This is a genomic window from Lysobacter sp. 1R34A (genome assembly GCF_051217035.1).
Taxonomy (GTDB): Bacteria; Pseudomonadota; Gammaproteobacteria; order Xanthomonadales; family Xanthomonadaceae; genus Lysobacter.
This window is the reverse complement of the sequence record NZ_JBPKJP010000069.1, coordinates 1-24,140: the sequence shown is the minus strand read 5'-3', so window position 1 is coordinate 24,140 and position 24,140 is coordinate 1. Positions and strand designations below refer to the sequence as shown.

The 24,140-nt window shown below is 68.9% G+C and carries 24 protein-coding genes and 1 pseudogene; 10 read left to right on the top strand and 15 right to left on the bottom strand.

Going from position 1 to position 24,140, the window contains the following annotated elements:
• On the bottom strand, positions 1 to 463 hold a 463-nt coding region (locus ACSAMQ_RS14740; RefSeq protein WP_435396367.1), incomplete at its 3' end, for an FAD-dependent monooxygenase.
• Positions 464 to 787: 324 nt separating this feature from the next.
• Here ACSAMQ_RS14740 and ACSAMQ_RS14735 point away from each other — a divergent pair.
• The 3 genes from ACSAMQ_RS14735 to ACSAMQ_RS14725 are packed head-to-tail and all read left to right on the top strand — an operon-like array spanning position 788 to position 2,866.
• Positions 788 to 1,381 (top strand): hypothetical protein, encoded by a 594-nt coding sequence (locus ACSAMQ_RS14735; protein ID WP_435396366.1) that lies wholly within the window; start codon positions 788 to 790, stop codon positions 1,379 to 1,381.
• A gap of 16 nt (positions 1,382 to 1,397) precedes the next feature.
• Positions 1,398 to 1,952, top strand: coding sequence for a cob(I)yrinic acid a,c-diamide adenosyltransferase (locus ACSAMQ_RS14730; protein WP_435396365.1), 555 nt, complete (start codon positions 1,398 to 1,400; stop codon positions 1,950 to 1,952).
• A gap of 2 nt (positions 1,953 to 1,954) precedes the next feature.
• A complete protein-coding gene (locus ACSAMQ_RS14725) occupies positions 1,955 to 2,866 on the top strand; it encodes a histone deacetylase family protein (protein ID WP_435396364.1) in 912 nt (303 codons plus the stop codon).
• Between the two features lie 821 nt (positions 2,867 to 3,687).
• Here the strand turns inward: ACSAMQ_RS14725 and msrB are convergent.
• Positions 3,688 to 4,116, bottom strand: a complete 429-nt coding sequence (msrB, locus tag ACSAMQ_RS14720) for a peptide-methionine (R)-S-oxide reductase MsrB (RefSeq protein ID WP_435396363.1) — start codon at positions 4,114 to 4,116, stop codon at positions 3,688 to 3,690.
• A gap of 128 nt (positions 4,117 to 4,244) precedes the next feature.
• Between msrB and lptD the strand changes: the two genes are divergently transcribed.
• The 7 genes from lptD (at position 4,245) to ACSAMQ_RS14685 (ending at position 12,311) form a co-directional block, all read left to right on the top strand.
• On the top strand, positions 4,245 to 6,797 hold the full coding sequence (lptD, locus tag ACSAMQ_RS14715; RefSeq protein ID WP_435396362.1) for an LPS assembly protein LptD: 2,553 nt from the start codon (positions 4,245 to 4,247) through the stop codon (positions 6,795 to 6,797).
• A complete protein-coding gene (locus ACSAMQ_RS14710; protein ID WP_435396361.1) occupies positions 6,794 to 8,173 on the top strand; it encodes a peptidylprolyl isomerase in 1,380 nt (459 codons plus the stop codon). Before lptD ends, ACSAMQ_RS14710 begins: the two co-directional genes overlap by 4 nt.
• 1 nt (position 8,174) lies before the next feature.
• Positions 8,175 to 9,167, top strand: a complete 993-nt coding sequence (gene pdxA, locus ACSAMQ_RS14705) for a 4-hydroxythreonine-4-phosphate dehydrogenase PdxA (RefSeq protein ID WP_435396360.1) — start codon at positions 8,175 to 8,177, stop codon at positions 9,165 to 9,167.
• Positions 9,164 to 10,006 (top strand): 16S rRNA (adenine(1518)-N(6)/adenine(1519)-N(6))-dimethyltransferase RsmA, encoded by an 843-nt coding sequence (rsmA, locus tag ACSAMQ_RS14700; protein WP_435396359.1) that lies wholly within the window; start codon positions 9,164 to 9,166, stop codon positions 10,004 to 10,006. Before pdxA ends, rsmA begins: the two co-directional genes overlap by 4 nt.
• A 323-nt stretch (positions 10,007 to 10,329) precedes the next feature.
• The gene (gene apaG, locus ACSAMQ_RS14695) at positions 10,330 to 10,713 is read left to right on the top strand and encodes a Co2+/Mg2+ efflux protein ApaG (protein ID WP_031373882.1); all 384 of its coding nucleotides are present in this window, start codon (positions 10,330 to 10,332) and stop codon (positions 10,711 to 10,713) included.
• A 13-nt stretch (positions 10,714 to 10,726) separates the two neighbouring features.
• Entirely contained in the window at positions 10,727 to 11,599 is an 873-nt protein-coding gene (locus tag ACSAMQ_RS14690; protein WP_435396358.1) for a symmetrical bis(5'-nucleosyl)-tetraphosphatase, read from the top strand.
• Between the two features lie 58 nt (positions 11,600 to 11,657).
• Complete coding sequence (locus ACSAMQ_RS14685; protein ID WP_435396369.1) at positions 11,658 to 12,311, top strand: DUF1287 domain-containing protein; 654 nt, start codon at positions 11,658 to 11,660, stop codon at positions 12,309 to 12,311.
• Between the two features lie 53 nt (positions 12,312 to 12,364).
• Here the strand turns inward: ACSAMQ_RS14685 and ACSAMQ_RS14680 are convergent, their stop codons facing one another.
• From ACSAMQ_RS14680 to ACSAMQ_RS14620, 13 genes and pseudogenes are all read right to left on the bottom strand, one after another.
• The gene (locus ACSAMQ_RS14680) at positions 12,365 to 12,886 is read right to left on the bottom strand and encodes a dihydrofolate reductase (protein WP_435396357.1); all 522 of its coding nucleotides are present in this window, start codon (positions 12,884 to 12,886) and stop codon (positions 12,365 to 12,367) included.
• On the bottom strand, positions 12,883 to 13,560 hold the full coding sequence (locus ACSAMQ_RS14675; RefSeq protein ID WP_435396356.1) for a hypothetical protein: 678 nt from the start codon (positions 13,558 to 13,560) through the stop codon (positions 12,883 to 12,885). Before ACSAMQ_RS14675 ends, ACSAMQ_RS14680 begins: the two co-directional genes overlap by 4 nt.
• 53 nt (positions 13,561 to 13,613) lie before the next feature.
• The gene (locus ACSAMQ_RS14670; RefSeq protein ID WP_435396355.1) at positions 13,614 to 14,408 is read right to left on the bottom strand and encodes a thymidylate synthase; all 795 of its coding nucleotides are present in this window, start codon (positions 14,406 to 14,408) and stop codon (positions 13,614 to 13,616) included.
• Between the two features lie 4 nt (positions 14,409 to 14,412).
• Positions 14,413 to 15,306, bottom strand: a complete 894-nt coding sequence (gene lgt, locus ACSAMQ_RS14665) for a prolipoprotein diacylglyceryl transferase (RefSeq protein ID WP_435396354.1) — start codon at positions 15,304 to 15,306, stop codon at positions 14,413 to 14,415.
• A gap of 191 nt (positions 15,307 to 15,497) precedes the next feature.
• A complete protein-coding gene (locus tag ACSAMQ_RS14660; protein ID WP_435396353.1) occupies positions 15,498 to 15,989 on the bottom strand; it encodes a TPM domain-containing protein in 492 nt (163 codons plus the stop codon).
• Positions 15,989 to 16,870 carry a TPM domain-containing protein gene (locus ACSAMQ_RS14655; RefSeq protein ID WP_435396368.1) on the bottom strand — a complete coding sequence of 294 codons (882 nt, stop codon included), beginning with the start codon at positions 16,868 to 16,870 and terminating at the stop codon, positions 15,989 to 15,991. Before ACSAMQ_RS14655 ends, ACSAMQ_RS14660 begins: the two co-directional genes overlap by 1 nt.
• 58 nt (positions 16,871 to 16,928) lie before the next feature.
• Entirely contained in the window at positions 16,929 to 17,585 is a 657-nt protein-coding gene (locus ACSAMQ_RS14650; protein ID WP_435396352.1) for a LemA family protein, read from the bottom strand.
• A 184-nt stretch (positions 17,586 to 17,769) separates the two neighbouring features.
• On the bottom strand, positions 17,770 to 18,513 hold the full coding sequence (locus ACSAMQ_RS14645; RefSeq protein ID WP_435396351.1) for a TerC family protein: 744 nt from the start codon (positions 18,511 to 18,513) through the stop codon (positions 17,770 to 17,772).
• A 135-nt stretch (positions 18,514 to 18,648) separates the two neighbouring features.
• Positions 18,649 to 19,044: a diacylglycerol kinase gene (locus ACSAMQ_RS14640; RefSeq protein WP_435396350.1), complete on the bottom strand. Its 396-nt coding sequence runs from the start codon at positions 19,042 to 19,044 to the stop codon at positions 18,649 to 18,651.
• Positions 19,045 to 20,540: 1,496 nt separating this feature from the next.
• A complete protein-coding gene (locus tag ACSAMQ_RS14635; RefSeq protein WP_435396349.1) occupies positions 20,541 to 21,734 on the bottom strand; it encodes a hypothetical protein in 1,194 nt (397 codons plus the stop codon).
• Between the two features lie 110 nt (positions 21,735 to 21,844).
• Positions 21,845 to 23,083 carry an ABC transporter permease gene (locus ACSAMQ_RS14630; RefSeq protein WP_435396348.1) on the bottom strand — a complete coding sequence of 413 codons (1,239 nt, stop codon included), beginning with the start codon at positions 23,081 to 23,083 and terminating at the stop codon, positions 21,845 to 21,847.
• Positions 23,080 to 23,787 (bottom strand): ABC transporter ATP-binding protein, encoded by a 708-nt coding sequence (locus ACSAMQ_RS14625; RefSeq protein WP_435396347.1) that lies wholly within the window; start codon positions 23,785 to 23,787, stop codon positions 23,080 to 23,082. The genes ACSAMQ_RS14630 and ACSAMQ_RS14625 overlap by 4 nt, the downstream gene beginning before the upstream one ends.
• Positions 23,784 to 24,140 (bottom strand): annotated as a pseudogene (locus tag ACSAMQ_RS14620) (efflux RND transporter periplasmic adaptor subunit); the annotation flags it as partial. The pseudogene ACSAMQ_RS14620 and the gene ACSAMQ_RS14625, both read right to left, overlap by 4 nt.

The following is a 24,140-nucleotide window of genomic DNA, read 5'->3' as shown; positions in this document are numbered from 1 at the left end:
GCTCGCCGGCGCCGTCGGCGACGCGGATCGCGCGCCAGGCCGGGTCGCCGTCGGCCAGGCCCACGAAACGTACCAGGCGGTAGCGCTGCAGGCGCGGCAGTTCGGCCAGGCGCGCTTCCAGCGCCTCGCCGAAATCGCGCGCGACCACGATCCGGCCGAATTCCTCGCGGCCGTAGCGCTCGGCTTCGAGCACCGCGCGGCCGAAGTCGCCGCGGCGGCTGATGTGGATGCGCCGGATCGAACCGGTCGGCGCGCGCAGCTTGGCCAGCACGCCGAGGGCGGTCAGGGCGTTGACGGTGGCTTCGGCGAAACTCAGGTTGCGTTCGTCGAACACCGCCGGCAAGGCGCCCGGGGGCGCCGCCTCGACCAGGCCGACATCGAGGCCGAGCCGGTCCAGCGCGATGGCGAGACTGGCGCCGACCAGGCCACCGCCGACGATCAGGACGTCGTGGCTGGCATACACCGCGGATTCGTCCGCGGCGGATGTGGCGGAAGCGGGTGTGGCGGGAGCGGGCGTGACGGGAGCGGGCGTCGCCGCAGCCGGCGCCTGCCCCTCGGGGGTGTCTACGACTGGATTCATGCGTTCATGATACGACCGCGCCCGCGGCGAGTCTGTCGGAGGCGGCCAGGATCTTGTGCACGGGTCGCTCTTCGTCGCCAAGGATCAAGCACTTAGCACCGGATCGCGCTGCGATCCGTTCACCCCGGGACGCAAACCGGCACTTTCGCCGCAGGTTCCTTAGAATGGGCGGATTGGCGCGCCAGTCCGGCGTCAGGAGCCACAGTCATGAAGCCGAACACCCAACGCAGCCTCGTCCTGGCCTTGCTGGCCCTGCTGATGGTCGCCACCCGCGTCAATCACTGGACGCCGATCCCCGACGCCTCGTGGGCGGTGTTCTTCATCGGCGGCTTCTATCTGCGCCAGTGGACCCGCTGGGCCTTCCCGGCGCTGATGGCGCTGGCCGTGGTCGTCGACTACGCGGTGATTTCCCGCCAGGGCATCAGCTTCTGGGACCACTACTGCGTCTCGGCGGCGTACTGGTTCCTGGTCCCGGCCTATTTCTCGATGTGGGCCGGCGGCCTGTGGGTCTCGCGCAACTACCGGCGCAACTGGGGCACGCTCGGCCTGACCGTGGTCGCCCTGCTCGCCTCGACCGTGGTCTGCCAATTGCTGAGCCAGGGCAGCTTCTACTGGCTGTCGGACTCGGTCGCCGACAAGAGCGTCGCCGGCTGGGCCGCCAACTACGCCCAGTGGCTGTTGCCCTACCTGCAGACGACCGCGACCTATGTCGGCATCGCCGCAGTGGTCCAGGTCATCGCCGCGTCCGCGGCCAAGTCGAAGGCGTCGGCGACGCACTCCGACGGCGCCCGCAAGCTCTGACCGCGCGCCTCGATCGATGGGCAACCGTCTCTCGAAAATCTATACGCGCACCGGCGACGACGGCAGCACCGGCCTCGGCGACGGCAGCCGCATCGCCAAGGACTCGGCCCGGGTCACCGCCTACGGCACGGTCGACGAGGCCAATTCGACGATCGGCCTGGTGCTCGCCAGCGAATTGCCGGACGCCATCCGCGAACAGCTGGTGGCGATCCAGCACCAGATGTTCGACCTCGGCGGCGAGCTGTGCATTCCCGGCCATGCGGCGATCTTCGACGCCGACATCGACCGCCTCGAACAATGGCTCGACGGCCATAACGAAGAACTGCCGCCGCTGAAGGATTTCATCCTGCCCGGCGGCGGCGAGGCCGCGGCGCGCTGCCACATCGCCCGCACTGTGGTGCGCCGCGCCGAGCGCGAAACCGTCGCCCTGGCGCGGCTGGACAGCGTGCGCCCGGAAGCGGTGCGCTATCTCAACCGCCTCTCCGACCTGCTATTCGTGCTGGCCCGCGTGCTGGCGCGCGCGAGCGGCCACGGCGAGGTGCTGTGGAACCACGAGCGCCGCAAGGGCTAGCGATGCGCATCTACACGCATCCGGCCTGCACGCGCCACGACCCGGGTCCGGGTCATGCCGAGCGGCCGTTGCGTCTGGTCGCCGTCACCGAAGCGCTGCGCGAGGCCTATCCTTCGCTCGACTGGCGCGAAGCGCCCGGCGCCAGCCGCGGCCAGTTGCTGCGCGCGCACGGCGACGCCCTGCTCTCGCTGATCCTCGATACCCAGGTCGACGGCCCGATGGCGCTCGACCCCGACACCGTGCTCGCGCCCGGCTCGGCCGAGGCCGCACTGCGCGCCGCCGGCGCCGGCATCGCCGCGGTCGACAGCGTGATCAAGGGCGAGGACAAGCGCGTGTTCTGCGCGGTGCGCCCGCCCGGTCACCACGCCACCGGCGATGCCGCGATGGGCTTCTGCCTGTTCAACAACATCGCCGTCGCCGCCGCCCATGCCTGCGAAAAACACCACCTGGAGCGGGTGGCGGTGATCGATTTCGACGTCCATCACGGCAACGGCACCCAGGCGATCTTCGACACCGACCCGCGGGTGCTGTACGTCAGCTCGCACCAGATGCCGCTGTATCCGGACACCGGCTACGCCCACGAACGCGGCATCGGCAACATCATCAACGCCCCGCTGCCGGCCGGCACCGGCAGCGCAGGCTTCCGCAAGGTCTGGCGCGAGCACCTGCTGCCGACCATCGACGCGTTCCGTCCGCAGTTGGTGCTGATCTCCGCCGGCTTCGACGCCCACCGCCGCGATCCGCTGGCCCAGGTCGAACTCGACGGCGAGGACTTCGCCTGGATTACCCGCGAGCTGGTCGCGATCGCCGAGCGCCACGCGCTCGGACGGGTGGTGTCGATGCTCGAAGGCGGCTACGACCTGGCGGCGCTGCGCGAGAGCGCGGTGGCGCATGTGGGCGCCTTGATGGAGTGAAGGGCGCGGTCGCGACTTGCGTCGCTCCAGTGGATTCGTGGCATGCGTTGTAGGGTCCCCGGCCTTTGTAGGAGCGACGTGAGTCGCGACAAGGGACTCGCAGCGACCGCAAGGCCGACGTTATCGATTGAAGCGTAGTGGTTTCGCAGGGTAGGAGCGGCGCAAGCCGCGACATCGCTGCGGCGGTCTCGCGGCGTCTCGATCCGAAAATTTCAAATCAAAATCAAACCCAAAGCTTCCGCCACTAAAGCGGCGGGTTACTTTCTTTTGTCATAAGCAACAAAAGAAAGCTAACCAAAGAAAAGTGCTTTTCTTTGAATCAAGGGCCCGCGCGCTCGATGCATACGCGGTGATTTTTCATACGGGACATCCTCGTCCCGATGAAAAACGGCGCGCATCCCTGCGCGCCGCCCTCCGGGTCTTCCATGGCCTTCGCTAGGTCGAGGCGGCGCACGGCTAGCGCCAGAGCAAGGGCCAGGGCGGAGCAGATCGAAGGTTTAGGCGCCGCGAACCGCGACAGGGACGCACCGGCTTGGGGATCACGGTCGCGGCTTGCGCCGCTCCTACCCTTAGGATGCCGGCCGGCGAGAGAGGCCGTGGTCGCGACTCACGCCGCTCCTAAAAGGCCAGCCCCAGCACCGCAAATCCCGCGCACTCGCCCCTGTAGGAGCGACGTAAGTCGCGACCGCGGAATGTACGGGGGTGACGAGGCCGTCGTCGTCCGCCGAAGCTGGGTGTCCTCGCCGGGGCAGGAGCGGCCCGGGCCGCGATCGGGGGCTACCCGACGCCTTAAGAAGGGCCGGGCGCACCCGGGCCCGGCATCAGCCTGCCGCCGGCTCCGGCTCGAACCCCAGCGCCGCGGAGTTGATGCAGTAGCGCAGGCCGGTCGGCTTCGGGCCGTCCGGGAACACGTGGCCCAGGTGCGACTGGCAGCGCGCGCACTTGACCTCGATCCGGCGCATACCGTGACTCTCGTCGGCGACCTCGGCCACCGCTTCGGGCCGCAAGGGCTGCCAGTAACTCGGCCAGCCGCTGCCGGAGTCGTACTTGGCCTGCGAGGAGAACAGGGCCTCGCCGCAGGCGGCGCAGGTGTAGGTACCGGCCTCCTTGTGGTTCCAGAAGCGCCCGGTGAAGGCCCGCTCGGTCGCCGAGCAACGACAGACGGCGTATTGCTCGGGGGAGAGCTGCTCGCGCCATTCAGCTTCGCTCTTCTCGACCGGTGCCGGGGGCGGACTGGGGTGCTGGCTCATGACTCCTCCGTGGGGGCGGTCGCGTTCGGGGAAAATGAACGCCGATGCCGCTTAGATGGCGCCCGCGTTGCCCGCTTGCAAGGGATACGGCAAGCTAACGACCGTTTTTCCGTCCACCGGATGCTCGCGTGCGCAAACCCCTTCGCCTGCTCCCGTTGTCGCTGTGCATCGCCATCGCCCTGCCCGCTTATGCGGCGGACGACAACGAGAACTGGGGCCTGTGCCCGTTGATCGACGCGGTGCCGTCCTTCGACGACGCCCCGGCCCCGACCGGCACCGCCGAACAACGCGCCGAACAGCCGACCGATATCGACGGCGGCACCCTGCAGCGGGCCGGCACCGACGACAACATCGTCGTCCAGGACAATGTGCGCTTGAGCCGCGGCGACCAGTTCCTGGGCACCGACAAGCTCAGCTACCACCAGGAATCGGGCAAGTACACGGCCGAGGGCCATGTCCGCTACCAGGACTCGAGCATGCGCCTGGTCGCCGAGCGCGCCGAGGGCGACCAGAACGCCGACCAGCACCGGATCGAGGACGTCGAGTACCAGCTGACCGCGCGCCGCGGCAACGGCGGGGCCGAGCGCATCGAGCTCAACGGCGCCAAGGGCGCCCTGCACGGCTCGACCTATTCGACCTGCGCGCCGAACCAGCGCTCCTGGGAGCTGCGCGCCCACCGCATCGACATCGACACCGCCGAGGGCATGGGCGTGGCGCGCAACGCCACCCTGCGCATCGGCAAGGTGCCGGTGCTGTACGTGCCCTGGTTCGTGTTCCCGGTCGACGACCGCCGCCGCACCGGCCTGCTGTATCCGAACATCGGCCTGTCGGGCAAGAACGGTTTCGACTGGCGCCAGCCGATCTACCTCAACTTGGCGCCGAACTACGACGCCACCCTGTATCCGCGCTACATGAGCAAGCGCGGCGTGGCCATGGGCGGCGAGTTCCGCTGGCTGTACGGCAGCGGTTCCGGCGAGGTCTCGGGCAACTGGATGCCGAACGACGACCTGGCCGGCAACGACCCGGGCCGCTACACCGACTACCGCCGCGACCCGCCGGGCCCGTTCCAGATCCCGCGCGACCGCATGCCGGAGAAGAACCGCGGCGAGTTCGCGCTGAAGACCACCCACCGTCTCGACGGCACCTGGTACGCCGCGGCCAACCTGGCCTGGGTCAGCGACAAGTACTACCTGCAGGACTTCAGCAACAGCCTCTACGGCCAGTCGGCGATCTCGCTGCGCAGCGAAATCGGCCTGTACGGCCGCGGCCGCTACTGGGACGCGAGCCTGATCGCCGACCACAACCAGTTGGCCGACTTCACCCTGCAGGAGAATTCGCTGGCCTACGACCGCCTGCCGCGCGCGACCTTCCATTGGGCGCAGCCGTTCGGCAAGTGGGTCGAAGCCGGCGTCGACACCGAGGCCGTGCGTTTCCAGCACGAGGACGTCAAGTTCACCCCCGGCGATCCCAACGCGCCGGTCGGGTTGCGCCGCGACATGCCCGGCGGCAGCCGCTTCGACGTCAAGCCTTTCATCAGCTTCCCGCTCGAAGGCGCCAGCTGGTTCATCCGCCCGAAGCTGGCCTGGCGCTACACCGCCTACGAGCTGGAACGCGGCATGGCCGAGCAGATGGCCGAGCAGCAGGCCGCGGCCTTCGTCGCCGCCAACCCGACCGTGCCCAACACTCCGGAGCTGGTGCGCAGCTTCTACGACAAGTCGCCGAACCGCAGCGTGCCGATCACCTCGATCGACGCGGGCATGTATTTCGATCGCGAGACCGAAATCCGCGGCGACCACTACCTGCACACCCTGGAACCGCGCGTGTTCTACCTGCGCGCGCCGTATCGCGACCAGGCCGGCATGCCGCTGTTCGACACCAACCCGATGTCGTTCAGCTGGGGCGCGCTGTTCCGCGACAACCGCTACACCGGCGCCGACCGCCAGACCGACGCCAACCAGCTCACCACCGCCCTGACCACCCGCCTGATCAGCCAGGACGACGGCCGCGAGCGGCTGGCGGCGAGCATCGGCCAGATCCAGTACTTCGACGACATCCGCGTCGTCGCCGGCGCCGAAACCCCGATCAAGCAGGGCAAGTCGGCCTGGGTCGCCGATGTCAGCGTGTCGCCGAGCGACCGCTGGACGATCAACGCGACCTACCAGTGGGACCCCAAGCTGCGCAGCGAGGATCTCGCCAGCCTGCGTGCGCGCTATCTGTTCGGCAACAACGGCGTGGTCAACTTCGGCTACCGCTATCGTCGCGATCTGTCGGTCTCGCCGACCGCGCCGAAGGACAGGCGCGACCTGTTCGAGCAGGCCGATTTCTCGTTCCTGTATCCGATCAACGACAACTGGAGCGTGGTCGGCCGCTACTACTACTCGATCAAGGACAAGCGCGCGCTCGAACAGATCGCCGGCGTGCAGTGGGAAAGCTGCTGCCTGGCGGTCCGCCTGATCGCTCGCCGCTACCAGCGCAACCGCTCCGAAGACCTCAACAGCTCGCTTCAGGTGGAGTTCGAGCTCAAGGGCCTAGGCTCCGCCGGCCAGAACACGGAGCGCGTTTTGCGCCGTGCTATTCTCGGCTATAACCGCGACGACCTGTATCTGGCGCCGCCGTCTCCCACGGTCAGCCGCCAAAATCGCGGCGACGACGCCGACTCGACTCTCGAACCGACCCTATGAACAAATTCTTCGCGAGCCCGCTCCTGGCGAGCCCGGTTTTGGCAAGTCTGCTGGCCGCCGGCCTGCTGTTCGGCGGGAACGTCCGGGCCCAGGATCTGCAGCCGATCGACCGCATCGCGGCGGTGGTGGACGAGGACGTGATCCTCAAGACCGAGCTCGACCGCGCCATCGCCAACATCATGAGCCAGTACGCCGGCCGCACCGATCAGTTGCCGCCGCGCGACGTGCTCGAGCGCCAGGTGCTCGAGCGCCTGATCCTGCTCAAGATCCAGGTCGCCCAGGCCCAGGGCACCGGCGTGCGGGTGACCGATCAGGAAATCGATCAGGCCATCGGCAACATCGCCGCCTCCAACAAGATCAGCGTCGACCAGCTGCGCCAGCAGCTGGCCCGCGACGGCAGCTCCTATAACGACTTCCGCAGCTCGATCCGCGACGAACTGCTGGTCCAGCGCCTGCGCCAGCGCTTCGCCCAGACCCGCATTTCGGTCAGCGACGCCGAGATCGACGCGGCCCTGGCCGCGCAGGCCAACACCGGCACCCAGTACCACCTCGCCCACATCCTGATCGCCCTGCCCGAAGGCGCCACGCCCGAGCAGATCGCGACCGCGCAGAAGAAGGTCGAAGGCGTGAAGGCGCTGATCGACAAGGGCGAGATGGACTTCAACGCCGCCGCCGTGCGCTATTCCGACAGCCCCAATGCGCTGGAAGGCGGCGATCTGGGCTGGCGCGGCCTCGACGAAATCCCGGCCGCGTTCGCCGAGCTGATGCGCAAGATGAGCGCCGGCCAGGTCACCGAGCCGATCCGCGGCCCGAGCGGCTTCCAGTTGCTCAAGCTGGTCGAAGTCCGCGACGCCTCGCAGTCCGGGCCGAAGCTGGTCACCCAGTACAACGCCCGCCACATCCTGGTCCGCATCAGCGACACCGTCAGCGAAGCGCAGGCCAAGGCCAAGGCCGAGACCCTGCGCGCACGCATCGCCGGCGGGGCCAAGTTCGAGGACGTGGTCAAGGAAAGCTCCGAAGACCTGGCCTCGCAGGCCAAGGGCGGCGATCTGGGCTGGTTCACCCAGGACGAGTTCGGTCCCGAGTTCGGCGGCGCCGTCGCGGCGCTGGCCGACAACGAAATTTCCCAGCCGATCCACAGCCAGGCCGGTTATCACATCGTCCAGCGCATCGGCAGCCGCCAGAGCGACGTCGCCGACCAGAGCAAGCGCGCCCAGGTCCAGGAGACCATCGGCCGCCGCAAGCTCGAGGAAGAGTGGAACCGCTACCTGCGCGAGAAGCGCGGCGAAGCCTTCGTCGACTTCCGCATCGGCAAGGCCGCGGAAGAAAACGCCGCACCGGCGGAACCGGCCAAGCCGGCCGCCTCCGGCGGCTGAGGTGACCCTGCCCCGGCTCGCGCTGGTGCCGGGCGAGCCGGCCGGCGTCGGGCCGGAGCTCTGCCTGCGGCTGCTCCAGCAGCCGCGCGACTACGACCTGGTCGCCTTCGCCGATGCGCGCAGCCTGCGCGCCGCTGCCGACGCACTCGGCCTGCCTCTGACCCTGCTGCCGCCGGACCGCCCCTCGCGGGCTCCCGGCGAACTGGCCCTGGTCGACCTGCCCAACGCCGTCGTCCCCGCCTTCGGCCAGCCCGAGCCGCGTAACGCCACAGCGGTGATCGGCGCGCTGCGCGCCGGCGCCGAGGGTTGCCTGCGCGGAGAGTTCGACGGCCTGGTCACCGGCCCGGTGCACAAGGCGGTGATCAACGAGGGCGGCATCGCCTACACCGGCACCACCGAGCTGCTCGCCGACCAGGCCGGCTGCGAGGTAGTGATGATGCTCGCCAACGACATCGTCCGGGTCGGCCTGGCCACCACCCACCTGCCGCTGCGCGCGGTCGCCGACGCGATCGAGCCGGTCGCGCTGGCCCGCACCCTGCGCATCGTCGAGGCGGCGCTGCGTCGCGACTTCGGCATCGCCGCACCGATCCTCGCCGTGCTCGGCCTCAACCCGCACGCGGGCGAGGCCGGCCACATGGGCCGCGAGGAGATCGAGGTCATCGAGCCGGTGCTGGCGGCGCTGCGCGCCGAGGGCCTGAACCTGGTCGGCCCGCTGCCGGCCGACACCGCCTTCCTGCCGGCCAAGCTGCGCGGCTTCGACGCGGTGCTGGCGATGTACCACGACCAGGGCCTGCCGGTGCTCAAGTACAGCGGCTTCGAGCGTGCGGTGAACATGACCCTGGGACTACCCTATCCGCGCGTCGCGGTCGATCACGGCACCGCGCTCGACCTCGCCGGCCGCGGCCTGGCCGATCCGTCCAGCCTGATCGCCGCCGCCGAAACCTGCGCGCGCATCGCGCGCACCCGCCGCAGCACGTCCGGAGGCACGCCATGACCGGCACGGCCAGATCGCACGCCAAGGGCTTCAAGCCCGAGGCCAAGAAACATTTGGGCCAGCACTTCCTGCACGACGGCGGCATCATCGCCATGATCGTGCACGCGGTGGACCCCAAGCCCGGCGACCGCCTGGTCGAGATCGGCCCCGGCCAGGGCGCGATCACCTTCCCCCTGCTCGACCGCCACGGCGAACTGACCGTGATCGAGTTCGACCGCGACCTGATCTTTCCCTTGACCGACGGCGCGCGCGCCCACGGCACCCTGGAAGTGATCCACCGCGACGTGCTGACCGTGGATTTCACCGCGCTGGCCAACGAGGACAAGATCCGCCTGGTCGGCAACCTGCCCTACAACCTGTCCTCGCCGATCCTGTTCCATGCGCTCGACCATGCCGCGGCGATCCGCGACATGCACTTCATGCTGCAGAAGGAGGTGGTCGACCGCATGGCCGCCGGCCCCGGCAGCAAGGTCTTCGGCCGCCTCAGCGTGATGCTGCAGGCGTATTGCCAGGTGATCGCCCTGTTCGATGTCCCGCCGGGCGCGTTTCGTCCGCCGCCGAAGGTCGATTCGGCGGTGGTGCGGATGATCCCGCACGCGCCCGACAAGATCGGCATCGTCGACCGTGCGCTGTTCGCGCGGGTGGTCCGCGACGCCTTCGGCCAGCGCCGCAAGACCCTGCGCAATGCGTTGTCGCAGGTCTGCGACGGCGCTGCGATCGAAGCCGCCGGGCTGCGCCCGGACGCGCGCGCCGAGCAGATCGAGGTCGCCGATTTCGTGACGCTGGCCAACTCGCTCGCCACCAGCGGCGCAGTCCTGGCCGAGCCGGGCCGGAACTAGCGCCGGTACGGCACGTCCGAGCGCGGGCGTATGCCCGCTGCGAAGGCACGGCGCGTCCCGCGGCGTTGCGTGCGCCAGGCGCCGGCCCGATGCGCCCCGCGCCCGAGCGGGGTCGCGCCGCAGACCGCGATCGGCGGCGATTATCTACCCCGCGGTTTTCACCGAGGCCCGCTCACCGATTATCACGGCCTGCGGCCGGCTCGTACGGGCCGGCGATTTTGCCCGACGATTTCGGCCGGAGATTTCGGCCGGTAATTCCGGGGCGCTGCGGTTATTTTCACGACTCATTCCCGCTTCATGCCCGCTTTGCTTAAACTGCCGCCATGGAACACCACCACGACTACGCTTTCGACATCGACGTGGCGACCCGCTACCTGGACGATCAGTCCGAACCGGAGCAGGACCGCTACGTCTTTGCCTACACCATCCATATCCGCAACGCCGGCAAGATTCCCGCGCGCCTGATGTCGCGCCACTGGGTCATCACCGACGCGAACGGCAAGGTGCAGGAAGTGCGCGGCGAAGGCGTGGTGGGCGAACAACCGTGGTTGCGTCCGGGCGACGACTACGAGTACACCTCGGGCGCCGTGCTGGAAACCAGCCTGGGAACGATGGAAGGCAGTTACGCGATGGTCGCCGACGACGGCACCCGCTTCGACGCGCAGATTCCGCCGTTCACGCTCACCATCCCGCGCACCCTGCATTGAGCGCGGACCACGTATGAGCGTTTGGGCAATAGGCGACCTCCAGGGCTGTTACGACGCGACCCAGCGCTTGCTGGAACGGATCGCGTTCGATCCGGCGCGCGACACGCTGTGGTTCTGCGGCGATCTGGTCAACCGCGGCGGGCAGTCGCTGGAGACCCTGCGCCTGGTGCATTCGCTGCGCCAGAGCAGCATCGTCGTCCTCGGCAACCACGACTTGTCGCTGCTCGCGATCGGCGAGCGCACCGAGGAAGAACAGCGCAAGGTCAATCCCGACCTGCAGCGCATCGTCCTGGCCGAGGACCGCAACGAACTGCTCGGCTGGCTGCGCATGCAGAAGCTGGTCCAGGTCGACCGCAAGCTCGGCTGGATGATGGTGCACGCCGGCCTGGCGCCGAAGTGGACCACCGGCATGGCCGAGCGCCATGCGCGCGAGGTCGAGGAGCGGCTGCACGGCGACCAGTACCGGCGCTTGCTCAAGAACATGTACGGCGACCGCCCGGCCTGGAATCCCAAGCTGGCCGGCATCGATCGCCACCGCGCGATCATCAACATCTTCACCCGCCTGCGTTATTGCACGCCGCGCGGCCGCATCGCCTTCGAGGACAAAGGCAGCCCGGGCACCCAGCCGGTCGGCCTCTACCCCTGGTACGAAGTGCCGGGCCGCGCCGAGCGCGACCTCAAGATCGTCTGCGGGCACTGGTCCACCCTCGGCCTTTTCATCGGCCATGGCGTGCATGCGATCGACACCGGCGCGGTCTGGGGCGGCAAGCTGACCGCGCTGCAGCTCGACACCGACGAACTGCGATTGGTGCAGGTGCCCGGGCGCGACGTGCCGGCCAATCCGCCGCGGCCTCGCCCGCCGCGCCAGCCGCAGAACCAGGGCTGAGCCGATGCGCCAGGGACGGCGATCCACCGCTTGCGCGATCGCGGCTGCCGCCGCGCTGATGTTCGCTGCGGCCTTCTCGCGCGCGCCGCAGGAGCCGGCGCCGGGAGCGACCGGGCCGGAGAACGGCAGCGCCCAGGCTTCGCCGCTGGCGGGCGACGCGGCCACCCGCACGCCGTCGCCGCCCCTGGTCGCCGCCGCGCGCGCGCAGATCGGCGTGACCCGTCTCTACGACCCGGCCTATGTGCGCTTGTCCTATCCGGGCGGCGACGTCGCCGCCGATCGCGGCGTCTGCACCGACGTGGTGATCCGCGCCCTGCGCACCCAGGGGCTCGACCTGCAGCAGGCCGTGCACGAAGACATGCGCGCGAACTTCGCCGCCTATCCGGCGATGTGGCGCGCGACCGCGACCGACCGCAGCATCGATCACCGCCGCGTGCCCAACCTGCGCCGCTGGTTCGAGCGCCAGCGCTGGTCGCTGCCGGTCAGCGACCGCGCCGCCGACTACCGGCCCGGCGATCTGGTCACCTGGGACCTCGGCCGCGGCGTGCCGCACATCGGCATCGTCTCCGACCGCAAATCCTACCGGGGCCGGCCGCTGATCCTGCACAACATCGCCCGCGGCACCCAGGAAGACGACCTGCTGTTCGACTACGCCATCACCGGCCACTATCGGCCGCGGCTGGAGCGCGGCAGCGCGAGCCTGGCGCGCTAGTGCCGTCATCCCGCGAAGGCGGGGATCCAGAGCCGCCCGTTACGGACTCTCCGTCAGTCCATTCCCAACCGCAGATAATCGACGAACTCGAACCCGAACTCGTTGCGCGCGTCGGCGGCATGCGCCTCGCGCGAGACCACTCGCCACTCGGCCGCATCGAAGCGCGGAAAAAAGGCGTCGGCGCCGTCCACTTCGGTATCGACCCGGGTCAGGTACAGACGCGTGGCAGCGGCCAGGCACAGCGCATAGACCTCGCCGCCGCCGATCACGCACAACTCGCCGGCGCCGTCGGCCTGCGCCAGTTCCAATGCCTGCTCGACCGAACCCACCGCCTCCATGCCGGCGAACGGCACTTCGCCGGAACGGGTCAACACCAGATTGCGCCGGCCCGGCAAGGCGCGGCCGAGCGACTGCGCGGTCTTGCGCCCCATCAGCAGCGGCTTGCCGAGGGTCAGCGCCTTGAAGCGTTTGAGGTCGTCGGACAGGCGCCACGGCAAGGCATTGTCGCGGCCGATGGCGTGGTTGCGGTCGAGTGCGGCGATCAGGCTCAGGCGCGGAGTTACCGATGCGGTCATTGCAAAGCCTCGTCGAGAATCTTCGATAAGCGAGTACGCGGAGTGGAGCCATCGGCGGTGTCGAACTCGATATCGTCGAGTTTCCACACTCCGTCCTCGCGCCGCATCAGCGCATCGTCGCGCCACTGCCGCCCGGGGCCCTGCCCCTTGGGCAAGTCGCTGCCGGTCAGCAGGATCTGCACACGCTCGGCGTCGACGCTCATAGCGGTGCGCCGGCCCAGCGCGAACGAAAGAATCATTTCGTCCTGCGCCGCACTGCTGAATACATCGCCTTCGATCAGAGGCGGCTTCAGGTCCGGATGCGCGGCAATGAACGCGGTTTGTGCGCGTTGCGCACGCTCCAGGCGTTGCCACAAGGCGCGAGTCAACAGCGGCCGGTAGGCGGCCAGGCGCGCGCCGCGCGGCAGGCCCGAGGCGAAGCCGGACATGGCCGGCGCACCGTCTTCGCCATAACCGCGCAGATGAGCGCGATAGAACGCGGCGGCGGCCGCATCGCTGCGAGCCGTGTCGTCGGCCGTAGCCGGCGCCGCGGCCGGCCGACGATCGGCGCGCTCGCTCGTCGTCCCGCATGCGCTCGCAGCAAGCGCGATCGACAGGGCCAGGCACGGGCCGGCAATGGAAGGTCGCAGCATGATCGCTCCTGCGGCGCCAACGGCGGCGCCGGAAGCGGTCACACTAATCCGGCGCACGTTCAAACCGCGTCTAGCACGGTCGCGCGGCGGCCGGCTCAGACCGCGACCGGCGCCTTGATCGCCGGCAACGGGTCGTAGCCTTCGATCGCGATGTCGTCGTAGCCGAAATCGAAGATGTCGCGGACTTCGGGATTGAGTTTCAAGCTCGGCAGCGCGCGCGGCGTGCGCGCGAGCTGTTCGCGCGCCTGCTCGTAGTGGTTGGAGTACAGATGCGCATCGCCGAGGGTATGGACGAAATCGCCGACGCCCAGGCTGCAGACCTGCGCGACCATGTGGGTCAGCAGCGCGTAGCTGGCGATGTTGAACGGCACGCCGAGGAAGATGTCGCCGCTGCGCTGGTACAGCTGGCAGCTGAGTTTGCCGTCGGCGACGTAGAACTGGAACAGCGCATGGCAGGGCATCAGCGCCATCCGCGGCAGGTCGGCGACGTTCCAGGCGCTGACGATCAGGCGGCGCGAATCGGGATTGCGCTGGATCTCGTCGATCACCCAGCGGATCTGGTCGATCTCGACGCCCTCGGCGCCGGCCCAGCGACGCCACTGCTTGCCGTAGACCGGACCGAGTTCGCCGTCGGCATCGGCCCACTCGTCCCAGATGCTGACCTTGTGTTCTTTCAGGTACGCCGTGTTGGTCTCGCCCTTGAGGAACCACAGCAGCTCGTGGACGATCGAGCGCAGGTGCAGTTTCTTGGTGGTGACCAGCGGGAAGCCGGCGTTCAAGTCGAAGCGCAGCTGCCAGCCGAACACGCTGCGCGTGCCGGTGCCGGTGCGGTCGGATTTCTCGGTGCCGTGTTCCAGCACGTGGCGTAGCAGGTCGAGGTACTGTTGCATGGTCTCAGCCCTTCGCCGGTTCGGCCGCGAGCGGCTGCGGCCGCAGGGTCGGCGAACGCGTCGACAGCCACAGCCAGAACAGGCCGAGGACGATCAGCGGCACGCTCAGCACCTGGCCCATGGTCAGCCAGCCGAACGCGAGGTAGCCGTGGTCGCCGATCTGCGCATCGGGCACGCGCACGAACTCGACCAGGAAACGGAAGCAGCCGTACAGCAGCGCGAACAAGCCGGACACCGCATAGCGCGGGCGCGGCTTGCTCGAGAACCACCACAGCGCCACGAACATCACCAGGCCTTCGAGCAGCGCTTGATAGAGCTGCGAAGGATGGCGGGCGAAACGGTCGAGACCGCCGCCGGCGAACTGGGTCTGCAACTGTTCGGCGGTCCAGCCGGCGAACTCCGGCGCGCGCGGGAAGATCACTCCCCAGCCGGCCTCGGTGGGCTTGCCCCACAACTCGCCGCCGATGTAGTTGCCGAGGCGGCCGAAGCCCAGGCCGGGCGGCACCAGCGGCGCGACGAAGTCCATCACGTCGAAGAAATGCGTGCGTTGGCGGTGCGACCACCACAGCGCCGCGGCCATCACCCCGAGCAGGCCGCCGTGGAAACTCATGCCGCCTTCCCAGATGCGGAACAGCATCAAGGGATCCTTGAGCAGTTCGGCGAAGTTGTAGAACACCACGTAGCCGATGCGGCCGCCCAGCACCACGCCGAGCATGGCGTAGAACAGCAGATCGCCGTAGGCCTGCTCGCCGACGCCGGGCAGGCGCCCGTCGCGGATCCGGCGTCGCCCCAGCCACCAGGCGGTGACGAAACCGAGCAGATACATGATCCCGTACCAATGGACTTGCAGCGGGCCGAGAGAGATCGCGATCGGGTCGATCTGGTGCAGGATGGTCATGCGGCGGACGATTCTTGAGGGACGATGACCGTCGTATTGTGCCCCACGCGGCCCGTACCCGGAGCGCCGCCCGGCCCCGGAAACCGGCACGGACACAGTGTTTCGGCAGCGATCCGGCCCATGCGGCAAACTCGCGCGTGGCCGATGCGGGCGGACGGCCGCGCCGAAGCCTCCGTCGCCGGCCGAGCCGGTTACAGCAGGACCGGGCGATCCGGCAATTCGTTGCCGTCGCCGGGCGCGCCGCGCTCGCGCGGAAAGTGTTCGGCGACGATATCGGACAGGGCGGCGATGCCGCCGAGCACCGCTGCCTCGGCGGCGCCCGCGCTCAGGGCCTGCTGGATGCCGTCGCAGACCGCCTGCCAGCGTTCGGGCCCGACCCGCGCGGCATAGCCGCGGTCGGCGACGATCTCGATGCGATGGTCGGCCAGCAGCAGATACAGCAGTACCCCGCTGTTGCCGGCGGTGTCCCAGACCCGCAGTTGGGCGAAGGCGGCCTGCGCGGCCGCGCGTGCGTCCACGCCGGCGGCCAGTTGTCGCAGCGACAGGCGTTCTTCGACCGCGAAACAGACTTGGCCGTGGTGGCGCGCCTCGCTTGCCGCGATGGCTTCGGCGATGCGCTGCAGGGCAGCCTCGGGAAACAGCCGCCGCGCCGAGGGCGCGCACAGATGACGGAGCCAACGCATCACCAACTCCCCGAGGCGCCGCCGCCTCCGCTGGAACCGCCGCCGCCCGACCAGCCGCCTCCGCCGCCTCCACCGCCGCCGCCCCAGCCACCGCCACCGTAACCGCCCCATCCGCCGCTGCGGACGAACTGCCCACCGCCGCCGCCGAGCAGGCCGACGAACAGGCCGACCAGCGCGGTCAGGCCGACCAGCCACCAGGCCAGCGCCAGCAACCAGGCGATGCCGCCGACGACCAGTCCGGAGGCCAGCCCGCGCACCAGCGCCGGCAGCCGGCCGAGCACGGCGCGTACGACCTGCCCGCCGAAAATCGCGATGAAGAAGGCGAGCACCCAGCCCTGCTCGCCGCCGTTGCCGTGGTCCTGCGTCTGCCGCGCCATCGGCGGCGGCAGGGGTTCGCCGTCGATCAGCTTGACCAGCATGGCGGTCGCGTCGGTCAGGCCGCCGGCGTAATCGCCGCTGCGGAATTTCGGCGCGAGGTATTCCTGGATGATGCGGCCGGACTGGGCGTCTGTAATCGCGCCCTCCAGGCCGTAGCCGACTTCGATGCGCACGCGCCGGTCGTCCTTGGCCACGACCAGGAGCACGCCGTCGTCGACATCCTTGCGGCCGAGCTTGAACCGCTCGTAGGCGCGCACCGCGTATGGCTCGATTTCCTCGGGCGCGGTGCTCGCCACCATCAGCACCTGCAACTGGCTGCCCTTGCGCTGCTGCAGCTCGCGCGCCTGCGCTTCCAGCCGCGCGCGCGTGTCGGCATCGAGCGTGCCGGTGGTGTCGACCACCGGCGAGGTCATCGCCGGGATGGGCGCGAGCGTCTGCGCCAGCGCCGGCCATGCGGCCGACGCCCACAGCAGCAGACTCAGCCAGGCCGCGGCCCAGCCGATCAGCGTGCCGCGTGCGGACCCGCCTGCGCGTGCCGGAAGCGCCGACATCGGCCGGCGATCAGCCCTGCGCCGGAGCGGGCTGGGCGGGAGCAGGTTGGGCTGGAGCAGGCTGGGCCGGGGCGGGCTGCGCGGCCGGCGCCGGCTGGCCGAAATCGACCTTCGGCGCCTGCTGGATCTCGGCCGGGTTTTCGACGGTGAAGTTGGGTTTGGTCGAATAGCCGAACAGCTTCGCGGTAAGGTTGGTCGGGAACTGGCGGATGTAGGTGTTGTAGTCCTGGACCGCGCCGATATAGCGCTGGCGCTCGACCGTGATCCGGTTCTCGGTGCCTTCGAGTTGGGTCTGCAGGCTCAGGAAGCCCTGGTCGGCCTTGAGCTGCGGGTAGTTCTCGCTGACCACGAGCAGGCGCCCGATCGCCCCGCGCAACTCGCCCTGGGCCTGCTCGAATTGCTTGAGCGACTCGGGATTGTTGGCGTCCACATTGATGCTGCCGACCTTGGCGCGCGCCTCGGTGACCTGGGTCAGCACCTGCTGCTCGTGGCTGGCATAGCCCTTCACCGTCGCCACCAGGTTCGGCACCAGGTCCGCGCGGCGCTTGTAGACGTTGAGCACCTGCGACCAGGCCGCGGCGACCGCCTCGTCCTTCTGCTGGATGGTGTTGTAGCCGCAGCCGCTGAGCAGCGCGGTCAGCGCAAGCACGATCAAGGCTCGGAACATGGCGCGGACTCCTGCTGGGTGACGGCCGCATTCCAGCATCGGCCGCCGGCCGGCGCAATGGACGCGGTGTGACGACGCCTGCGGGTCCGGGCGCATGGAGCGGACCGCCGCAAACGGACAGGGCCGGCAATCGCTTGCCGGCCCTGCGCTGCGTTCGACGGCGGCCCGGGCCGCCCGACGCCGGTTACTCGGCGCTGACGCGCCGCGCGGCGCGCTTCTTCGCCCACAGGTTCAGGCATTCGACCAGGGCCGAGAAGCCCATCGCGCCGTAGATGTAGCCCTTCGGGATATGCACTTCCAGGCCGTCGGCGATCAGGTACACGCCGACCAGGACGATGAAGGCCAGCGCCAGCATCTTGATGGTCGGGTTGTGGTCGATGAAATAGCCCAGCGGCTTGGACGCCAGCAGCATCACCGCCACGGCGAGCAGGATCGCGGCGACCATGACCGGGGTGTGGTTGGCCATGCCGACCGCGGCGATCACCGAGTCCAGCGAAAACACGATGTCGATGACCGCGATCTGGGCGATCACCGCCATGAACGAAGCCGCCGGCTTGGTGTGCACGTCTTCGGATTCGTCTTCGCCGACGATCAGGTCCTTGACCTCCATCGAGCCCTTCACCAGCAGGAAGGCGCCGCCGAGTATCAGCACCAGGTCGCGCACCGAGATGCCCTGGCCGAACACGCTGAACAGATCGTTGGTCAGGCCGGCCAGCCAGGCCAGGGTCAGCAGCAGCGCGATGCGCGAGATGCAGGCCACCGCGATGCCGAACTTGCGCGCCTTCTCGCGGCTCTCGTAGGGCAGCTTGCTGACCGCGATGGAGATGAAGACGAGGTTGTCGATGCCCAGCACGATTTCGATCGCGCTCAGGGTGATCAGGGTGATCCAGACTTGCGGATCGGTCAGCAATTCAATCACGTGCGGCATACCTCAAGATGTCGATAACGAAGAAACCGCGGGCCGGACCCGCAGACGGCGCGCCGCGGGGGCGTGCCGGTGGGCCGCCTAGGCGGCCCGGGACGGCCGGCGACGAGGCCGGCCGCAATGCATGCGCGGGCGCGCTCAGCCCAGCAGATGCGTCCACAAGCGCGGGCCGAGGATCGCCGCCCAGGTCAACAGCACGTTCATCAGCAGCACGAACACCGCCGCCGAACCCATGTCCTTGGCGCGTCCGGCCAGCTCGTGGAACTCCGGGCCGTAGCGCTCGATGACGGCCTCGACCGCGGAATTGAGCAGCTCCACGCTCAACACCAGCAGGATCGAGCCGATCAGCAGCACCCGCTCGACCCCGCTTTCGCCGAACCACCAGCCCACCGGCGCCAGGACCAGGAACAGATAGACCTCGAGCCTGAACGAGGACTCGTGCAGCCAGGCCGCGCGCAGCCCTTGGAACGACCAGGTGGCGGCTTTCAGGATGCGTCCGGGACCGCGCGGCAGATGCCCGTATTCGTCAGCCATGGAGGCGGATTCCCTGCACCGGGAGGATCGCGGTACGACGGAGGCACTCGGGCGGAGACGGCTCGAAGGTCGGCATGGACGCGGGTCTCGATCGTGCGGGGCCGGGACGGGCCGGGCGCGGCCCACGGCCGCTACAGGGCGGGGATTTTGCCACAAGCCCGGCAGGGGTGCCCTGACCGCAGGCGGTCGGATCGTGGTTTTAGGGGCGGGCGGGGCGGGGCGCGGAAGGGGTTGCGGGAGTCGTGGGAGTTGATGAGATTCGTGGATGTCGGCTGACCGACATCGATTTCGGCTGCGGTCTTGCATTACCGATCGACCCGGCCCCGTAGGGCGGCCCTGCGTGGCCGCCGCCGAAAAGGCCGGCCTGGTCCACGGGATGCGCGCCTTTCCGCGTAGGAGCGACGTGAGTCGCGACCACGGGACGCGCAGAAGTAACGAGGCCGTCGTCATCCGTCGAAGCGGCAAGTTTTCGCCAGGGGTAGGAGCGGCGCAAGCCGCGACAGCGCTGTGGCGGTCTCGCGACGTCTCCCTCAGGCAAGATCAAGATCAGACCCAAAGCTTCCGCCACTAAAGCGGCGGGTTACTTTCTTTTGTCTAAAGCAACAAAAGAAAGGTAACCAAAGAAAAATGCTTTGTTTTGAATCACAGGCCCGCGCGATCGATGCCGACGCAGGGATGCTCCAGACAGGCCATCCATGGCCTGCTTGCGCACGGCCCGCATCCCTGCGGGCCGCCCTCCGGGTCTTCTGTGACCGGCAAAGCGGCAAAGCAGATCAAAATCACGGCAACGGCAACGGCAACGGCGCCGCGTACCGACCACTGTAGGAGCGGCGTGAGCCGCGACCACGCAACCCCGCACCCGCGCCGGCGGCCGCAGATTCGCGGTCGCGGCTTGCGCCGCTCCTACCCCGGCGAAAGCGCGCCGCTTCGATGGGCGGCGTCGGCCTCGTTGGTTCTACGCGTTCCGTGGTCGCGGCTTACGCCGCTCCTACAGGGGATGGCGTCGCCGCCCTCCGGTTCTGTTGTTTGGCTGTTGCTGTGCGTCGCCACGCATTCGCGAAGGCCAAAGAAGACCCGAAGGGCGGCGCGCAGGGATGCGCGCCGTTTTTCATCGGGACAGGGATGTCCCGTATGAAAAATCCCCGCGAATGCATCGAACACGCGGGCCCTTGATTCAAAAAGGAGCATTTTTCTTTGGTTACCTTTCTTTTGTTGCTTATGACAAAAGAAAGTAACCCGCCGCTTTAGTGGCGGAAGCTTTGGGTTTGATCTTGATCTTGATCTAATCCGGATCCTGATCTTTCTTGAACGATGCGCCGCAAGACCGCCGCAGCGCTGTCGCGGCTTGCGCCGCTCCTACCCTGCGAAACCACTACGCTTCGATCGATAACGTCGGCCTTGCGGCCGCTGCGAGTCCCTTGTCGCGGCTCAGGCCGCTCCTACAAAGGAACGGCAAACATCGAGGCGAACACGCACCGTCGGAGCCTGCTCGACTCCTATCGCGCAGGCCTCGCCACCGCCACGTCTCGCTGCCAATAGCCGCGCAATTGGTCGCGCTGGCGGGGGCTCAGGCCTTCGCTGCAGGCGTCCAGCAATTCGTTCGCGGCGGCGGCATCGCCGGCGGCCCAGGATTCCCGCGCGGCCTCCAGCAGGGCGCGGCGGCGTACGTCCAGGTTGCCGAAGGGGTCGAACCAGGAATCCACGCGCGCTTTGTCCTTGACGCCGGTCCAGGCGAAACGGGCATCGCCAGCCTCGGCGGCGATCGCGCGGTAGCGGGCGATGGCGTCGCCGCGCTCGATCCGGCCTTGCAGCCGGTCCAGCCGCACCCGGAACAGCCGCGCCTGCGGCGTCGCGCCGGCGGCTTCCAGCGCGGCCACCGCGCGGCCGACGTACCCGTAGTCCACCGGCCCGGACGATTGCAGGCCTAGCAGGTTGAAACTCGCGATCGCGGTGCGGTATTCGAGACGGTCGTGCGCCGCGACCGCCTTCGCATCGGGCCGGCCCAACGACGACGGCTGCACCAGGCGCACGCCGGGGTCGTCCTTGAGGATCGCTTCGATGTCGTGCTTGTGGAATTCGCCTACGACCACCACCACGGTGCCGCCGGGATGCGCGTGCGCCGCGGCGGCGATGCGCTGCGCCTGCAGGTAGGTACGGTAGAGATAGAGCCGGCGCGGCAGGTCGTTCTTGGCGCGGGCCGCCGGGGTCGCCGCCCAGTTCGTCACCTTGTGCAGCCTGGCCGGGTCGTCGGCATGGAAGAAGTCGCGCGCCAACGCTTCCTGGCCGAACGCGAGAAAGCCCATGAAGCCCTTGAGCGGACGCAGTTCCGGCGGTGCGTCCAGGCTCAGGCCGAAGCCGAGCCGCTGGTCCTCCGCCGGCGGCTCCCAATCGATCGGGCACAGCTCGATCCCGTGCCGGCGCGCGAACGGCACCGCCACATCCTGGACCTCGTAGGTGAACTCGTAGAAATCGCCGCGCGCGAACGCTTCCGGCGCACGCTCGATGCAGATGGCATCGGGCCGGGCGCGATCGAGGAAGGCCTCCAGCAAGGCCGGCTGATCGCGCTCGGAGACCAGTTGCGCGGCGTGGTCGACGCCCAGGACGATCACCGTCGCCGGCGTCGCGCCGGCCTGCGCCGCGGCCTCCTGCACCGGCCACAGCAACAACACCGCCAGCCACCACTTGCTCATGTCCGCTCCGATGTGACCCGATCCGTTCCGATCCGGCCACCCCGGATCGCCGCCGGCACGATGTCACGGACGCGCGGCACGCACCCGTGCCGTTGGTCGCGACGCTCGCGTTATTGCTGTCGCAGGGCCTCGATCGGGTCCAGCTGCGAGGCCTTGCGCGCGGGGTAATAGCCGAAGAACAGGCCGGTAGCGATCGAGAACCCCGCCGCCAGGGCGATGATCTGCCCGTTCAAGGCGATCGGCAGGGCGCCGAACTTGCCGACCAGGATCGTGCCGACCACGCCTATCGCGATGCCGAGCGCGCCGCCGATCAACGAAATCAACATCGCCTCGGCGAGGAACTGGCGCTGGATATCGCTCGGGCCGGCGCCGACCGCCATGCGCAGGCCGATCTCGCGGATGCGCTCGGTCACCGAGACCAACATGATGTTCATGATGCCGATGCCGCCGACGATCAACGAGATCGTCGCCACCGCGCCGAGCAACAGGGACATCAGCCGCGTGGTCTGGGTGCGGGTGGCGACCACCTCGGCGATGTTGCGCACGCTGAAGTCGTCGTCGCCGCCGGGCTGGATCTTGTGGCGCTGGCGCAGCAGTCCTTCGATTTCTTCCTGCGCATAGGCCACGTCTTCGGCGCGGCCGACCCCGACCGCGATCTGCATGACCGCGCCGGTCGGCAGGCCCATCGCGCCGAGCAGGCGCCGGCGCCCGGTCTCCAGCGGCACCAGCACCACGTCGTCCTGGTCCTGGCCGAAGCCGCCCTGCCCCTTCGGGTTGAGCGTGCCGACCACGGTGAACGGCACCCGGCCGAGGCGCACGGTCTGGCCGATCGCGTCCTCGTCGCCGAACAGTTCGCGCCGCACGGTTTCGCCCAGGATCACCGACTTGGCGCCGCTGCCGTAGTCGCGGGCCTCGAAGCTCGCGCCGGAGGCGATGGTCCAGCCGTTGATGTCGAAGAAATCCGCCTGCACGCCCTGCCACTGGGTCGACCAGTTGTTCTCGGCATAGACCGCCTGAGTGCCGCCGCGCAGCGAGGCGGCGACGTACTGCACTTCCGAGACTTCGTTGCGGATCGCCTCGGCATCGGCTTCGGTAAGAGTGAAGAAGCTCGATGCGCTCAGGCGCACGCCGCCGGTGCCGCGTCCGCCGCCGCCCGAGCTGATGTCGAGCCGGTTCGAGCCGAGGCCCGAAACCAGCTTGTCGATTTCCGACTGGGTGCCCTGGCCGACCGAGACCATCACGATCACCGCGGCGATGCCGATGATCACGCCGAGCGAGGTCAGCGCGCTGCGCAGCCAATTGCCGCGCAGGGCGAAGATGGCGGTGCGCAGGACTTCCATCAGGCTCATGCGCCGGCCTCCTGCACGTGCAGTTCGCCGTCGCGCATGACGAAAGTGCGGTCGGCGTGCGCGGCCACGTCCGGGTCGTGGGTGATCAGCACGACGGTGTGGTCCTCCGCCTGCAGGCGCTTGAACAAGGCCAGGATTTCCTCGCCGGTGCGGGTGTCGAGCGCGCCGGTGGGTTCGTCGGCAAGCAGGATCGGTGGCCGGTTGATCAGGGCGCGCGCGATCGCCACGCGCTGCTGCTGGCCGCCCGACAACTCGCTCGGGCGGTGGCCGGCGCGGCCGCTCAGGCCGACCGCATCCAGCGCCTCCTGGGCGCGGCGCGTGCGCTCTTCGCGCGGCACGTTGGCGTAGCCCATCGGCATCGCCACGTTTTCCAGCGCGCTCATGCGCGGCAGAAGGTTGAAGCCCTGGAACACGAAACCGATCTTGTCGCGGCGCAGGATCGCGCGCTCTTCGGCGTCGAGGCTGGCGACGTCGATGCCGTCGCACAGGTACACGCCGCTGGTCGGCGTGTCGAGGCAGCCGATCAGGTTCATCAGGGTCGACTTGCCCGACCCCGACGGCCCCATGATCGCGACGAACTCGCCGCGCGCGATCGACATCTCGACACCGTGCAGGGCGATCACTTCGGCCTCGCTGCCCGGCGAATAGACCTTGCCGAGCGCGCGGGTCTCGATGACCGCGGTGGCGTCAGCGGCATCGCTCATTTCGCGCCGCGCCCGCTGCCGACCACGATCTCGTCGCCTTCGCGGATGTTGCCCGAGACCTCGGTCCAGCTGCCGTCGCTGGCGCCGACCCGGACCACGATCTGCTCCGGCTCGCCGTTGACCAGCTTGTACAGCGGTACGCGCCGCGCGGTCACCAGGTTGGCGATCTCGGCGTCCCATTGCTTGCGCTGAGCGTCGTTGAGCATCGAGCGGAACGCGCCGAACTGCTGGTTGAAACGTTCCTGCATGCGCTGGCGCGCCGCGCCGGAAACGGCTCCGCCGCCGCGGTTGCGGTTGTTGTTGCCGCCACCCCCGCCGGGGCCGCGGCCGCCGATGATGATCGGCGCGCCGCC